This is a genomic window from Palaeococcus ferrophilus DSM 13482 (assembly GCF_000966265.1).
GTDB lineage: Archaea > Methanobacteriota_B > Thermococci > Thermococcales > Thermococcaceae > Palaeococcus > Palaeococcus ferrophilus.
In genome coordinates, this window is the sequence record NZ_LANF01000004.1 from 14,610 (window position 1) to 28,260 (window position 13,651).

Sequence of the window (13,651 nt, forward strand, 5' to 3'; positions counted from 1 at the left end):
ATAGGCGGTGACTGGAATGACACTGGATGAACTGGACCTAAAGCTTATCTACCTCCTGATGGACAATTCGAGACTCAGCATCTCCGAACTGGCCGAGAGGCTTGGCGTAAGCAGGCCCACGGTAAGGGCAAGGCTGGAGAAGCTTGAGAAGGAAGGGATGATACAGGGCTACACGATAAAGCTCAACCCCGACCTGCTCAGGGCCCACAACGTCGTTGCCCTAATCGTAAAAACGGACGAACCGGATAAGATGAAGGGTTTTGAGGAGATAATCGAGATAAACCGCTTCACGAGCAGAAAGTACCTGATAAAGATCGCGGTTGAGAGCATGGAGGAGTTGAGGAAAGTCATTGAGGGGGCAGGTTTTGAGGTGCTCGAGATAATGCCAATACTGGAGAGCATAGAGAAAAAGACCCCACCCAAGGTCAAGGTGCCCTTTAAGTGCGACTACTGCGGGAAGGAGATAGTGGGCGAGCCCATCGTTTACAAATACCGCAACAAGGTGTACTTCTTCTGCTGCCCGACGTGCTTCAGGGAGTTCAGGAAGACGAGGGAGAACCTGGAAAAGCTAAAGAACCCCGAGGGACACCATGAGCATTGATTTCTCCTGCCCCTTCAACCTTTTGCAGTCATCCTAACTAATAAAAAGAGCGGGGAAGGAAGAGAGTCACTCCTCCGGCTTCGGGAGGGTGACTTCGACACCGAGAACCTTCCACATTGCCTTGATCTGCTCGCGCATCTCGTCTATGGCCTCTGGCTGCTTGAAGAGGTGCTTGAACCTGCCCTGGTACTTGAGGTACTCCTCGATGGGCTTCTTGAACTCAATGGCGACTATCTTGCCGCCTTCGCGTTTGACCTTGGCGCCTCCTCCCGGTGCCTGTATTTTGATGTTGTGGAAGTCGCCGTTCTCGATCTCGAAGAGCGGCCAGACGCCGGTCTCGATGGCGAGCCTTGTTATCTCTACACTCTTTTCAGGTGGAGCACGCCACCCCGGCACACAGGTACACTGTACCTGCACAAACGCCGGTCCGTCGACCTTGGCCGCTTTCTTCATCTTCCTCACGAAGTCGAAGGGGTTGGCAACGCTTGCAGTGGCAACGTACGGAATCTGGTGGGCGGCCGCTATCAGAGCAACCCACTTCTTGGGCTTGTCCTCACCGATGGAGAGCTTGCCCGGCGGGCTGGTGGTTGTCCAGGCACCGTAGGGGGTGGAGCTTGACCTCTGTATTCCGGTGTTCATGTATGCCTCGTTGTCGTACATGAGGTAAACGACGTTGTGCCTCCTCTCGAGCATACCGCTCAAAGCCTGCATACCGATGTCGGCGGTTCCGCCGTCACCGCCTATGGCGAGTATCTTGCCCTTTCTGCCGAGCTTCTTCCAGGCCGCCTCAACACCGCTTGCCGCGGCCGCGGCGTTCTCGAAGGCCACGTGAACCCACGGGGCCCTCCACGCGGTGTACGGGAAGACGGCGCTAACGACCTCCATACATCCGGTGGCCTGGGCTACGGCGAAGGCGTTTGGATCTCCGAACTTCTCTTCCATGGCCTCGCTGAAGGCCTTGGTGGCGAGCTTGAGAGCGATGGCACAGCCACAGCCTGCACAGGCTGCATGCCCGGGTGCCCAGTACTCGCGGGTGGTAATCGGGGGTTTCCTAACGGCCATTTTCCTCACCTCACAGTATCTCCTTCCTCAATCCAATCCAGGTGACCTCATCAACCTTCTCGCCGTTGAGGGCCTTCCTGCTTATCTCAAGGACTTCGTCGAGGTTCTGGAACGTGACGTCCCTTCCACCGAGCCCGAGTATGAAGTCGAGGATTATCGGCTTCTCCTTGCAGTTGATGAGGGCCCTGCTGAAGTCTTGGAAGAGGGCTCCACCGACGCTGAATGTGACGTTCTTCTCGAGGAGCGCGAGAACCTTGGCCTTCTTTGCCAGCTCCCTAACCTCTTCAACCGGGAACGGCCTGTAGACGGTGAGCTTCGCCGCTCCGACCTTGATGCCCTTCTCCCTGAGAGCATCAACGTACTCCTTGACGGTACCGGCGAGAGAACCCATGGTGACAAAGATTATCTCGGCGTCCTCAGTGCGGTACTCCTCAATCTTCTGGTACTTTCTGCCGAACTTCTTCTCGAACTCGGCGAAGACCTCGTCAATGACCTTCTTGGCGTTCTCGTTGGCCTCCCAGACCGTGTATCTGGCCTCCATGTAGTGGGCCGGGAACGCTAAAGTTCCCTGGGTTATCGGCCTGCTCGGGTCGAGGTAAGCATATTTGGGCTCGTACTCACCGAGGAACTCATCAACGACCTCCTGGTCGGGTATCTCGACGGGCTCGACCGTGTGGGTGAGGATGAAGGCGTCGAAGCCGACCATTGCCGGAAGGAGAACCCTCTCATCCTCGGCGACCTTAAAGGCGGCGAGGATAAGGTCAAGGGCTTCCTGGTTGTTCTCGGCGTAGAACTGGAGCCATCCGGTGTCGCGCTCGCTTATCGTGTCCTGCCAGTCGTTCCAGATGTTGATGGGAGCGCTGAGTGAGCGGTTTCCAACGGCAATGACTATAGGAAGCCTCATTCCCGCTGCTATGAAAAGTATCTCGTGCATCAAAGCGAGACCCTGGGAGGCGGTGGCGGTGAAGGTTCTAACCCCAGCGGCGCTTGCTCCAACACAGGCTGAAATAGCGGAGTGCTCGCTCTCGACCTTGATGAACTCCGCGTCAAGCTCACCATCGGCGACGAACTCACTTATCTTCTCTGGAACGAGTGTTGACGGAGTAATGGGGAAAGCGGCTATAACCTTTGGCTTGGCAAGCTTAGCCGCCCAGGCGGCCGCTTCGTTAGCTTTCATAACCTTTCTTATCGGCATCCTTACCACCTCACTTGCTCTCCCTAACCATTACGATTGCATCAACCGGGCACTCGTTGGCACATATACCACAGCCCTTACAGTAGTCGTAATCGAAGACCGGGTAGCCCTCCTCATCGAGGTAGATGGCCGGCTCGGGGCAGTAGATGTAGCAGAGGTAGCACCGCGTACACTTGTCGCGGTTGAACTCGGGCATGAAGACTCTCCAAGAACCCGTTTTGTTTATTACGCTGCTCCCCGGGATAGTGGCTATCGCTCCGGGGGTCATCTTTTCGCTATACTCCTTCGCCACCCTTTCGATGTTTTCCTTAAAGGGAGTTTCAACCATATACGTCACCTCCGGTGATACACATTAATGCTCCCGCCTTCCTTTATATGCATTGCGAAAATTAAAGGGGGTCAGCCGAACACCTCGGCCTTCTTCTTGAGTTCCTCCCACTCCCTGAGCACCCACTGCTGGAGGTTCTCAATGTCCTCCTTGGTCATGTACTTGAACCTGCCCTGGTACTTGAGGTACTCCTCGATCGGCTTGGGTTCCTTCTTTGTTGAGGGCATGTTGATCTTGTACCTGCCGTTCTCGTACTCGAAGAGCGGGAAGTAGGCCGTCTGAACGGCCAGCCTTGCCAGCTCAATGCTCTTGTCCGTTGGGGCCCTCCAGCCCGTTGGGCACGGGGCGAAGAGCTGAATGAAGCTCGCACCCGGAGTTTCCCTCGCCTTCTTGAGCTTCCTCATGAAGTCCTCGGGGAAGGCTATGCTGGCCGTTGCGGCGTAGGCTGGCTTGTGGGCTATCACTATGTCAATGACCTTCTTCTTGGGCCTCTGCTCGAGGAAGTGCTCCTTTCCTCCGGGGGTGTTGGTTGTCCAGGCACCCTGGGGGGTTGAGCTTGAGCGCTGTATTCCGGTGTTCATGTAAGCCTCGTTGTCGTACATTATGTAAAGGCCGTCGTGATTCCTCTCGAGGAATCCACTGAGGGCCTGAAGGCCGATATCGGCGGTTCCACCGTCGCCGGCCCAGCCAACGACCATAACTCCATCCTCGCCCTTGACCTTGTAGCCCTTGGCTTTTAGCGCCGCCTCGATACCTCCCATGACCGCTCCGGTGGTCTCGAAGGCGGTGTGGAAAAGTGGTGCTCCGAGGGTGGAGTAAGGCCACGGTCCAGCAATGATTGTTGAACAGCACGCGGGGATTGTGAAGATGGTTTTCTTCCCGTATGCCTTGAGCACGTACCTCAATCCGAGGGCAGCGCCACAGCCCTGGCAGGCGGTGTGGCCGGCGTAAAAGTACTCCTCTGCCGGAAGGCTAAGCCTCTTTTTAACGTTCTCAGGAATCTCCATTTTTCTCACCTCTTAAGGTGGTACCAGTCCACCTCTACATCCACCTTGCCGCTCTCCATAACCTTCTTCATATCCTCTGCTATTGCCTTGACATCGTAGGTCGTGAAGTCCCTGCCTCCAAGGCCAACGATGTAGTTCTTCATTACGGGCTTCGCGTCGGTGTTGTAGAGTGCACCCTTGGCCTCTGTGAAGAGTATGCCCTCCATTCCGAAGGAGTAGTTCCTGTCGAGGACCGCTATTCCCTCAACGCTCTTGGCTAATTCGTAGAGCTCCTCGGTCGGGAAGGGCCTGAACCAGCGGACCTTTGCCGCTCCGACTTTGTATCCCTCCTTCCTGAGAAGGTCAACGGCCTCCTTGACGGTACCCATGAGTGAGCCCATTCCCATGAAGACGAAGTCAGCATCGTCAGTCCTGTAAAGCTCTATCATCTGGCTGTAGTCCCTTCCAAAGCGCTCGCCAAACTCCTTACCGACTTCCTTGATGACCTTCTTGGCCTCCTCGTGGGCCTTGGCGAGCTTGTAGCGGAACTCGTAGTAGTCGTTCGGCGTCGCAAGGGCACCGACGGAAATCGGGTTGTCAAAGTCCGTAAGCGTGTAGAGTGGCTTTCTCGGCGGTAGGAACTCATCCACGAGCTCCTGCGGTATCATCTCGACAACGTCGTAGGTGTGGCTCAGGATGAAGGCGCTCTCGATTACCATGGCCGGCACGTTAACGGTCTCCGCAACCTTGAAGGCCATGAGAACTCCATCGTAAACCTCCTGGTTGTTCTCGGCGTAGAACTGCATCCAGCCGGTGTCCCTCTGGGCGAGTGAATCCGTCTGGTCGTCCCAGACGCTCCATGGGGGAGCCATGGCCCTGTTAACGTCAACCATGACTATCGGGAGCCTAGCACCGGCCGCCCAGTGGAGCATCTCGTGCATCAAAGCGAGACCCTGGGCTGAGGTGGCTGTGAAAGCCCTCGCACCCGTTGCGGAGGCGCCTATACAAGCAGCCATGGCGGAGTGCTCACTCTCGACGGGCACGTACTGGAGGTTCTCGACCTCGCCGTTGGCTATGAAATCGGCTATCTTCTCAATGATGCTGGTCTGGGGGGTAATCGGATAAGCGGCCACAACCTCAACGCGGGCATGCTTGGCCGCATAAGCAGCGGCATAGTTTCCGCTCAGAACCTTCTTAATCGGCTTGTACTCCATGGCCAACACCTCACTTCTCCTCTCTCTCCATGGTTATGGCTTTGGTCGGGCACTCGTTGGCGCATATACCGCAGCCCTTACAGTAGTCGTAGTCTATGCCCACGTATCCGTCCTCGCGTATGTATATTGCCGGCTCGGGGCAGAACTTCCAGCAAATGTAACACTTGACGCACTTGGAGTCGTCAACTTTGGGTATGAATGTACGCCAGTCTCCAGTAAAGTTTATTAAGGTCGTGCCAAGAGAAACCGGTGCCTCAGGGTATTCACTCTCGGTGGTGAATACCATTCTCTTGGCCTCGGCCTTTTGCTTTCCAAACAGGGTGTTCAAATGCCTCCCCTCCTTTTATCTTTAACTTATCAAGGCTTTAAAGAGAGATTAAAGCTGGAAAAGTCAGAGCTCGAAGACCTCTGTCTTCTCGAAGGCTTCCCTTGCGGCCTTGGCGTTCTTCTCACCAAGGGCTCCCGAGAAGGTCTCCTTGATCGCTGCCTCAACGCTCTCGATCTTGACGAGGCCGGTGGCCTTGGCGATTGCGCCGAGGATTGAGGTGTTTGTAATCGGCAGTCCAAGGACGTCGAGGGCTATGCCCGTAGCGTCAACGATGGCGAGCTTCTTGGGCTTTCTCTTGAGTATCTCGAGAACCTCGTCCTTGCTCTTCTCGGTGTTGACTATTACGATTCCGCCCTCCTTGAGGCCTGAGGTGACGTCAACAACCTCAAGGAGTGAGGGGTCGAGGACAACGACAACATCGGGCTCGTATATCTGGGTCTTAATCCTTATCGGCTTGTCGTCTATTCTGGTGAAGGCCGTAACTGGCGCTCCCCTCCTCTCAACACCAAAGAACGGGAAGGCCTGGACGTACTTGCCCTCGGAGAACGCTGCAGCGGCTAATATGTTGGCGGCTGTAACCGCACCCTGTCCACCTCTACCGTGAAAACGGATTTCCATCATCTTCTTTGCCCCCTAAAAGTTTTCAAGTTCTCATTGATGAAAAGCATTTATTTAGTTTTCGGTATATAAAGAAAGGCGGTTCGACAGGTGTCTTTGGGTAGAAATGAACACACCCCATGTCTGATGCATTTAGTAGGTCATGGCCATTCCACAAATGACCAATTGACAAATGTAAAATCCTCGTTCCCCCATTTCCAACCTTCTGGAAATTTTCCCGCTTGGGCAAAACACTAAAAAGCCAAGCACGGATATATTGTCTATATTGACTATATACCCGGGAGAGGGATGGGTATGGATGCGCTGTGGCTTGCGGTGGTTTCAGTGGGCTTTTACATTGCGTGGAACATAGGCGCCAACGACAGCGCGAACGCCATGGGAACCGCGGTAGGGGCGGGGGTCATCACCTTCAGACAGGCCACCCTCACGATAGCGATATTTGTCCTCATGGGTGCGTACCTCGAGGGCTACCGCGTTATGAAGACCGTTGGCAAGGGAATAGTGCCGGAGGGCTACCTAACGCTGGAGCTGGCGGCTATAGCCCTTCTTTCCGCAGGGATATGGGTAACGATAGCCACCATAAAGGGCCTCCCGGTCTCCACCACGCAGGCGATAGTGGGCGGCGTAGTTGGCGTTGGTATATCAATAGGGGCCCCCGTGAGGTGGTACACCCTCACGAAGATTGTCCTCGCGTGGGTGCTCTCTCCAGTCATTGCCGCACTCGTCTCGATAATTCTGTACAAGTTCTATGGCTTCATAATAAACCGCATAAAAAGCGTCAAGAACATTGAGCTCCTGTACAAGTGGTCGGCCGTCCTTGGAGGCTCGTACATGGCCTTCAACTTCGGGGCCAACGAGGTTGCAAACGCCACGGGCCCCCTCGTCGGCGCGGGCTTTATGGCCCCAAAGGTGGCGGGGATATTTGGGGCCTTGAGTCTGTCCCTAGGGGCTTTAACCTTCAGCTACGCCGTTATGTACACGGTTGGCAAGAAGATAACGTCCCTCGGCCCGATTTCAGCTTTTGCCGCCCAGTTCGGCTCCGCCATGGCGGTGAGTGCGGCGAACATCCTGGGCCTCCCAGTGAGCTCGAGCCAGGCCATAGTGGGCGGCGTTATCGGCGTGGGCCTCATCACCGGCCACGGGGTTGAGAAGAGCACCATTAAGGACATAGTCTTTGGATGGGTTGCAACGCCCCTAACGGCCGTCGTGATTTCGCTCGCGGTCTTCAACCTCTTCAAGATTGCGGGCCTTCTCCCGGGGCTCTAATTTCTACGCCCATCCTCGTCAGTTCCTTTATCATGCCCACCTGGATCCTCGCCCTTATCACAGTTTTCTGGCCGTACCTTACATCAAGCACGTCCCCGATTTCCCGTACGATGGAGAGAACCCTCGGAACGTCCTCCGCGTCGGCGATTATATCAAAAACCCGGAACTTCGGGAGTGTGACTATAACCCTCTCCAGGGCGTTGAAGAGCTCCCCAAGCTCCCCCTCCCTTGCGGAGACTGCCACTACCTCAAAGGGTGCCATTCTCCCCTCAGCCAGCGCCAGAAGTGCCGCCCTCTTGTCCTCCACGTCCTCGGGTGTTGTGAGGTCAATCTTGTTGAGCACCACGATTATCGGCCTGTCCATGGCCCTTAGTTCTCTTAGAACCCTGAGTGATGCCAGGAACTTTCTCTTTATTTCACTCCACGGCTCACTGACGTCGAGGACGAGTAGTATCACGTCGGCCTTCACTATCTCCTCGAGCGTCGAGTGGAAGGCCTCGACTATGAAGGGGGGCAGGTTGTCTATGAACCCCACAGTATCGGTCACGAGAACCTTCTTGTGCCCAACGCGAAAGCTCCTGGTGGTGGTATCGAGCGTGGTGAACATCTGCGCCTTCGCCTCTACCTCCTCCCTGGCGAGGGCGTTTAGGAGGGTGCTCTTGCCGGCGTTAGTGTAGCCGGCCAGGGCGAACAAGATAAAGCCCGCTTCCTCCCTGCGCTTCCTCTTGACCTCGCGGTCGGCTTTGACTCTCTCCAGCTCTTTTCTTATCTTCCCCATCCTGTAGCGGACGTGTTTGAGGTACTGCTGTGTCTGGTACTCGCCCATACCCTTGAAGCCGGCCCTGTCTCCGAGCCTTATCCTCCGGATGGCCTCCTTAACGAGTGGAATCTCATACTGGAGCTGGGCGAGCTCGACCTGGAGCTTGGCCTCCTTTGAGTGGGCGCGCTTCTCGAATATCTCAAGGACCAGCTGCCACTTGTCCATAACCTCTACCCTGAGCTCCTTCCATAGGTTGTAGGCCTGACTGGGAGTTAGGCGGTTGGCGAAGATAACCCTGTCCGGCCTGAGCTCCTCAACAAGGGTTTTGAGTTCCTCGAGCTTACCCTTGCCTATGTTGTAGCGCGGGTGCTCCTCGCGGTTCTGTTCTATTATTGTAATAACCTCGTAGCCTGCGCTGGTAAGGAGCTCCTCAAACTCCTTCTTCCGGACCCTCTCACGGGGGTCTATCCTTATGACTCCTACCGCTCTCATTGAGAGGGCATATCGGGGTGGCATATATAGGCTTTTTGCAGACTGGAAGAACATAATGTTACCTTTTTTCCCGAAGAATCGCCCTCATGTGCTTTCTCCTCCCGAAAGCCTGAACATTATCTACGGTGCATGTGCCCGTGAGGGGCAGAATGACCGCGATAGGCTTAAATAAGGTCGGTACAAATATTTTTTGAGTGATGCTAATGCCGTGGGTGCCCGTCTTTCTTCTCACCCGAACGACGTTTATAATTGACAAGGAGGCCCTCCGGGAGGATGTAAAGCGCTGGAGGATGGCCGATTTAATGGAGCTAATATCCGAATCCAAGAACGTTCTGGAGATTCTCCACGACTTCCTTAAGGATGAACCCCTAGTGCGGAAAAACACCCTGTATCTTCTGAAAGAGCTCGTGGAGAAGGGCATTATCGGAAAGGGGGAAATAGAGGAATTCCTCGATGAGATTATAAAAGCCTCTAAGGATAGGGACGAGAGGGTGGCCCTTCAGGCCGTGGAACTTCTGAATGTAATTCTGGAGAACGTTGATCTGGACGAGAATGACTACGACCGCGTTAGTCATGCTCTCATGGACGTCCTGAGCTCGGGAAGGGCAATAATAAGCGAGTACGCGGCAGAGGGGCTTGGAGTTCTGGGTTCGAAGGTACTGGCAATAGCGCGCAAGGTCGTGGGCTGGCTATTCTCCCTCATCGCAGGTTCCGATAAGCATGAGGTTCAGGGTGCGGCCATTACCGCTCTCACAGAGATGGCATCGAAGAGCTCCCATGGCTCCATAGTGTCCGAGATTTTCGCGGGAATGGCCGACCTCCTCGAGAGCGACGACAGCTACGTCCGGGAGAGGGCTATGCTCTCCCTCAACAGGATAGCAACTAGGAGGGACGCCCTGTCCGAGAGGGTCATAAAGAGAGTCCTTCCCAAGGTCAAGGCCGTGCTGAACGACGACAGACTTTCCCAGAAGGCCTCTCTTCTCCTGGCCCGCCTTGAGGCCTCGGACGAGACGGTGCCGGTGGAGGAGAGCGTGAGGAAAGCTCTCGTAGGGGCGGAGAAGTACTCGGTGGAGGACATCGAGAAACTTTTCGAGCAGGAAAAACACGAGATTGTGGCCGAAATGGCTAGAACGAATCCCGAGGCCCTTGCGAGGGTTATGGAACTCCTGAGGTCTGAAGAAAAAAGCCTCAAACTTGACGCCCTCTGGGTTCTGAGCAGGGTGGTTGACCACCTCACCCCCGATAAAGCCTACTCCGTCCTGCCAACGCTTGGCGAGCTCCTGAGGAGCAGAAACGCGTGGACGAGGACAACGGTTGCGAAGACCCTTGCCGAGATGTTCGTACTCTACCCTGGAACCTCCAAGTTCATACTCTCCCTCATTGATACCCTGTTAAACTCGAACGACCCAAACGACCTCAGGGCAGGCCTCGAAGTGCTGGCTGAGATAAACAAACGCCTCCCGGATAACAGCCTCTTCAGGGCGGGGATTATCCTCCTGGCCCCCAGACTCCTCGAACCGGCGATAAGGAAGGTCATACTTTCGTTCCTCGCGGAACAGGCGGAACACATACCCATGCTCGATGCCGAGACCCTCGAATACCTCGGGGCCTACGCCTCCAAAGCCTACTCCATGGCCTCTCCCGATGAGAGAGAGGTACTGTTAATCCTTCTCGACCTGCTCCATACTCTGAAATCCGGAGGAGAGATGCATGAGCCATGAGGAGATTATCGAAGCCCTGAGGGGCTGGCACCTGAGGGAGGTCGTGAAGCGGGCCGAGAAGCCAGAGGTATTCTCGGCTATACTGGAGGCGTTGAAAAAGCGGGACCCGGTGCTTCAAAAAAACGCTCTCTACGTTATAAAAAAGCTCGCACTGAAGGGAAAACTCCGGGGAGAGGCCGCAGAGAGGGCCGTAAAAAGCGTGATGCGCCTAATCCACTCCAAGGATGAGAGCGTGGCTCTCCAGGCGATCATGACGCTCAACACGGTACTCTCCACCACGGAACTCCCGCCAGAGACCTACCCCGAGGCGATGGAGGTTTTGATGGGCATAACCTCCTCGGGGAAGATGCTCCTCAGTGAGTACGCCGCCGAGGGGCTCGGGAACATCGGCGCGCGAATTTTAACTCTCGCACGCAGAATACTCTCGTGGGTTCTCTCCATCGTTGGGGAGGAACGGAACCCCGAGGTGAAAGCTGTGGCAATGGAGGTTCTCTCCACTATCGTGGAAAGGACGGAGAACCCGCAGATACTTGAGGAGGGTCTCAACACTGCCCTGAAACTCCTGGACGAGGAGGATTCACGCATCAGAAACATTGCCCTGGATATCGTAGACAAAGCCCTTCGGAGGGAGGGAATGCTCTCGAGGGAGGCACTCCAAAACGCTTCCGATGCCCTCGATCGTGCGGGCCAGGCTTCCCTGAAGGAGCGCGCGGATGAGCTCCTCACGAGGGAGACGAAGGTGGAAATGGAGCCCGTTGAGGTGGAGGAGCACTCGGTTGAGACCATAAAGCGCATGTTCGAGATGGAGAAGCACCCCTACGTGCTGGAGCTGGCGAGAAGGGACTATGAGGTGTTAAGGCTCGTGATGAGGATATTCCTCTCCGAAGACCTCATGACCAGGCTGGATGCCCTCTGGGTGCTTTCAAACGCGGCATCTTACGTAAAGCTCGACGATGCGCTGAAGCTCGTCCCCGTGCTTGAGGAGATGGGCCAGAGCGACAACCCGTGGATACGCTCAACCTCGATCAAGGTCTTCGGGACGCTCGCCATCAAGTACCCCTCGATAATGGAGAGGGCGGTTAACTTCGTGCTCTCGGGTCTCGACTCGGGGGAACCTTCGAGGGCCAGGGGGGCTCTTGAGCTCTTCGACTTCCTGACCTCGCGGGTTGAGAACCTCGGCCTTATGAGGACGGTGGTGGAGAAGGTCCTCCCCCTCCTGGAGAACGACGCCCTTAGGGAGGCGGTTGTGGAGTTCCTTAGAAAGCACGAAGATAGGATAGAGGGGCTCGATCCCGAACTAAAAAAGAGGGTTGCGCTCGCCCTTTCGAGGGCGGCCCTGAAGGAAAAGCTCAGGACTGGAGCCGGATGATGGCCTCGGCGAGGTCTCCCCCCGTTTCCTCGAGGGCCTTCTTTGCGGTCTCGTAGTCCACCCCTGCCTGCTCCATGACGAGCTTTATGTCCTCCTCGCTCAGGTTGAGGATTCCCCTGACCTCTTCCTTGCCCACTATCTGGTAGCTCTTCTCGCCCATGGCCGTTATAACCGTCACCTGCGGGTTGGCAATGATTATCTCCTTGTTCTCGAACCTTATCACGACCTCTTTGACGCCCTCGAGCTCATCCATCTTTATCCCGAGCTGGCGCATCATCCTCTGCATCTGCTTGGGGTTCATTCCTTTCATCGGGAACATCTTCACCACCACACCTCATTCTTTCAGCAGGGCTTTAACCTTTTCCACGGCATTTCCAATCTCTACTGCATACTGCTCTCCGCTCACCATGTCCCTCACCGTGACCCTTCCCTCGCTCAGGTCGCGTTTCCCAACGATTACGGCAACCTTCGCACCGATTGAGTTCGCGTAGTCGAGCGCTTTGCCGAGCTTTCTCCCCTGGATGTCGTACTCGGCCTTTATGCCGGCCTTCCTGATGGCCTGCGTGAGCTCGATAACGGCCCTCTTCACTTCGCGTTCCTTTCCGATGTAGGCCACGAAGACGTCGCTCCCCACCCTGAGCCCTGGAATGAGCCCCTTCCACTCGAGTATCGGGATGAGCCTCTCGATACCTATGGCGAAGCCCGTGGCAGGGGTGGGCCTTCCGCCAAAGACTTCTATGAGGTTGTCGTACCTCCCGCCGCCGCCTATCGAGCCTATTCCGAGGTCGTTGGGGGCTATGGCCTCGAAGACCACGCTCGTGTAGTAGTCAAAACCCCTGGCAATGCCGAGGTCTATCCTTATCCAGTCGGAGACACCGTAGGCGTCGAGCAAATCAACGAGCTCGTAGAGCTTCGCTATTTCGGCCTTGGCTTCCTCGCTCGTGAAGAGCTCCTCCGCCTTCGGGAGGACTTCATCGGGGCGGCCCTTTATCTCGATCAGGGTGAGAACCTTCTCAACGCCCTCATCGTTGAGTCCGAACTCTTTGAGCGAGGCTATGAAGTCCTCCTCGCTCATCTTGTCCTTCTTGTCTATAAGCCTCATCAAACCAACGTCGTCCTCGACGCCGAGCATCCTTGCGAACTCGTCGAGGAGAACGCGGTCGCCGATGTTGACGGTGAAGTTCTTCAAACCCGTCGCGAGGTAGCTCTCCACGAAGAGCGCTATTACCTCTGCGTCCGCCTCCACCCTACCGCTACCCAGGAGCTCAACGCCTGCCTGCCAGAACTCCCTCAAACGGCCGCTCTGGGGCTCCTCATAGCGGAACATGTTCGTGATGTAGTACCACTTCACGGGCTTCGGGGCCGTCTGGAAGGAGTTGACGTACAGACGAGCAACGCTAGATGTCAGGTCCGGACGGAGTGAGAGGTTCCTTCCTCCCTTGTCCTCGAAGGCGTAGAGCTGGTTGACAACTTCCTCACCGCTCCTGAGCTGGAAGAGCTTGGTATACTCGAAAGTCGGGGTGAGTATCTCCTTGAAGCCGTAGCGCTCGAATACGTCCCTGATTCTCTCAAAGACCCACCTTCTCTTCACCATGTCTTCTGGAAGAAGGTCGCGCGTTCCCTTAACCCTCGCTATTTCCTTTCCCATTATCTTCACCTGGAGGGAGAAACGGGAGCGGGCTTATAGTCTTTTTGCATGAATCAAGAAGGG

General features: G+C 55.7%; 14 protein-coding genes. 4 read left to right on the forward strand and 10 right to left on the reverse strand.

All coding sequences use genetic code 11. The annotated features are described in order from the left end of the window. Positions 1 to 16: 16 nt before the first annotated feature. Positions 17 to 601, forward strand: a complete 585-nt coding sequence (locus PFER_RS00120) for a TRASH domain-containing protein (RefSeq protein WP_048147740.1) — start codon at positions 17 to 19, stop codon at positions 599 to 601. Between the two features lie 66 nt (positions 602 to 667). Here PFER_RS00120 and porB read toward each other — a convergent pair whose 3' ends face one another. From porB to PFER_RS00155, 7 genes are all read right to left on the reverse strand, one after another. Then, positions 668 to 1,663, reverse strand: coding sequence for a pyruvate synthase subunit PorB (gene porB / locus PFER_RS00125; protein WP_048147741.1), 996 nt, complete (start codon positions 1,661 to 1,663; stop codon positions 668 to 670). A 10-nt stretch (positions 1,664 to 1,673) separates the two neighbouring features. Beyond that, positions 1,674 to 2,858, reverse strand: coding sequence for a pyruvate synthase subunit PorA (gene porA, locus PFER_RS00130; protein WP_048147742.1), 1,185 nt, complete (start codon positions 2,856 to 2,858; stop codon positions 1,674 to 1,676). 10 nt (positions 2,859 to 2,868) lie between these two features. Next, a complete protein-coding gene (porD, locus tag PFER_RS00135) occupies positions 2,869 to 3,186 on the reverse strand; it encodes a pyruvate synthase subunit PorD (protein WP_048147743.1) in 318 nt (105 codons plus the stop codon). Positions 3,187 to 3,257: 71 nt separating this feature from the next. Continuing rightward, a complete protein-coding gene (locus PFER_RS00140; RefSeq protein WP_048147744.1) occupies positions 3,258 to 4,193 on the reverse strand; it encodes a 3-methyl-2-oxobutanoate dehydrogenase subunit beta in 936 nt (311 codons plus the stop codon). Positions 4,194 to 4,198: 5 nt separating this feature from the next. Continuing rightward, positions 4,199 to 5,386: a pyruvate ferredoxin oxidoreductase gene (gene porA / locus PFER_RS00145; protein ID WP_048147745.1), complete on the reverse strand. Its 1,188-nt coding sequence runs from the start codon at positions 5,384 to 5,386 to the stop codon at positions 4,199 to 4,201. Positions 5,387 to 5,396: 10 nt separating this feature from the next. Next, positions 5,397 to 5,714 (reverse strand): 3-methyl-2-oxobutanoate dehydrogenase subunit delta, encoded by a 318-nt coding sequence (locus tag PFER_RS00150; RefSeq protein WP_048147746.1) that lies wholly within the window; start codon positions 5,712 to 5,714, stop codon positions 5,397 to 5,399. Between the two features lie 63 nt (positions 5,715 to 5,777). Next, positions 5,778 to 6,335 (reverse strand): pyruvate/ketoisovalerate ferredoxin oxidoreductase subunit gamma, encoded by a 558-nt coding sequence (locus tag PFER_RS00155; protein WP_048147747.1) that lies wholly within the window; start codon positions 6,333 to 6,335, stop codon positions 5,778 to 5,780. Between the two features lie 291 nt (positions 6,336 to 6,626). On the opposite strand from PFER_RS00155, the gene PFER_RS00160 reads away from it, so the two are divergent. Beyond that, on the forward strand, positions 6,627 to 7,598 hold the full coding sequence (locus PFER_RS00160) for an inorganic phosphate transporter (RefSeq protein ID WP_048147875.1): 972 nt from the start codon (positions 6,627 to 6,629) through the stop codon (positions 7,596 to 7,598). Here the strand turns inward: PFER_RS00160 and hflX are convergent. Then, a complete protein-coding gene (hflX, locus tag PFER_RS00165) occupies positions 7,567 to 8,850 on the reverse strand; it encodes a GTPase HflX (RefSeq protein WP_048147876.1) in 1,284 nt (427 codons plus the stop codon). The two genes, PFER_RS00160 and hflX, sit on opposite strands and share 32 nt — an antisense overlap. Positions 8,851 to 9,044: 194 nt before the next feature. Between hflX and PFER_RS00170 the strand changes: the two genes are divergently transcribed. After that, complete coding sequence (locus PFER_RS00170) at positions 9,045 to 10,571, forward strand: HEAT repeat domain-containing protein (protein ID WP_157254961.1); 1,527 nt, start codon at positions 9,045 to 9,047, stop codon at positions 10,569 to 10,571. Then, on the forward strand, positions 10,561 to 11,940 hold the full coding sequence (locus tag PFER_RS00175; protein ID WP_048147749.1) for a HEAT repeat domain-containing protein: 1,380 nt from the start codon (positions 10,561 to 10,563) through the stop codon (positions 11,938 to 11,940). The genes PFER_RS00170 and PFER_RS00175 overlap by 11 nt, the downstream gene beginning before the upstream one ends. Here PFER_RS00175 and PFER_RS00180 read toward each other — a convergent pair. Together PFER_RS00180 and hisS are read right to left on the reverse strand one after the other, a co-directional pair. Further along, complete coding sequence (locus tag PFER_RS00180; protein WP_048147750.1) at positions 11,921 to 12,259, reverse strand: nascent polypeptide-associated complex protein; 339 nt, start codon at positions 12,257 to 12,259, stop codon at positions 11,921 to 11,923. The genes PFER_RS00175 and PFER_RS00180 overlap by 20 nt on opposite strands. Before the next feature lie 15 nt (positions 12,260 to 12,274). After that, positions 12,275 to 13,588, reverse strand: coding sequence for a histidine--tRNA ligase (gene hisS / locus PFER_RS00185; RefSeq protein WP_048147751.1), 1,314 nt, complete (start codon positions 13,586 to 13,588; stop codon positions 12,275 to 12,277). Between the last annotated feature and the right edge of the window lie 63 nt (positions 13,589 to 13,651).

Excerpts from the sequence above, each read along its gene's own strand:
- porA (WP_048147742.1), bottom strand. The coding sequence starts at position 2,858 with ATGCCGATAAGAAAGGTTATGAAAGCTAACGAAGCGGCCGCCTGGGCG.
- PFER_RS00155 (WP_048147747.1), bottom strand. The coding sequence starts at position 6,335 with ATGATGGAAATCCGTTTTCACGGTAGAGGTGGACAGGGTGCGGTTACA.
- PFER_RS00120 (WP_048147740.1), top strand. The coding sequence starts at position 17 with ATGACACTGGATGAACTGGACCTAAAGCTTATCTACCTCCTGATGGAC.
- porA (WP_048147745.1), bottom strand. The coding sequence starts at position 5,386 with ATGGAGTACAAGCCGATTAAGAAGGTTCTGAGCGGAAACTATGCCGCT.
- PFER_RS00160 (WP_048147875.1), top strand. The coding sequence starts at position 6,627 with ATGGATGCGCTGTGGCTTGCGGTGGTTTCAGTGGGCTTTTACATTGCG.
- PFER_RS00180 (WP_048147750.1), bottom strand. The coding sequence starts at position 12,259 with ATGTTCCCGATGAAAGGAATGAACCCCAAGCAGATGCAGAGGATGATG.
- PFER_RS00140 (WP_048147744.1), bottom strand. The coding sequence starts at position 4,193 with ATGGAGATTCCTGAGAACGTTAAAAAGAGGCTTAGCCTTCCGGCAGAG.
- hflX (WP_048147876.1), bottom strand. The coding sequence starts at position 8,850 with ATGAGAGCGGTAGGAGTCATAAGGATAGACCCCCGTGAGAGGGTCCGG.
- porB (WP_048147741.1), bottom strand. The coding sequence starts at position 1,663 with ATGGCCGTTAGGAAACCCCCGATTACCACCCGCGAGTACTGGGCACCC.
- porD (WP_048147743.1), bottom strand. The coding sequence starts at position 3,186 with ATGGTTGAAACTCCCTTTAAGGAAAACATCGAAAGGGTGGCGAAGGAG.
- hisS (WP_048147751.1), bottom strand. The coding sequence starts at position 13,588 with ATGGGAAAGGAAATAGCGAGGGTTAAGGGAACGCGCGACCTTCTTCCA.
- PFER_RS00175 (WP_048147749.1), top strand. The coding sequence starts at position 10,561 with ATGAGCCATGAGGAGATTATCGAAGCCCTGAGGGGCTGGCACCTGAGG.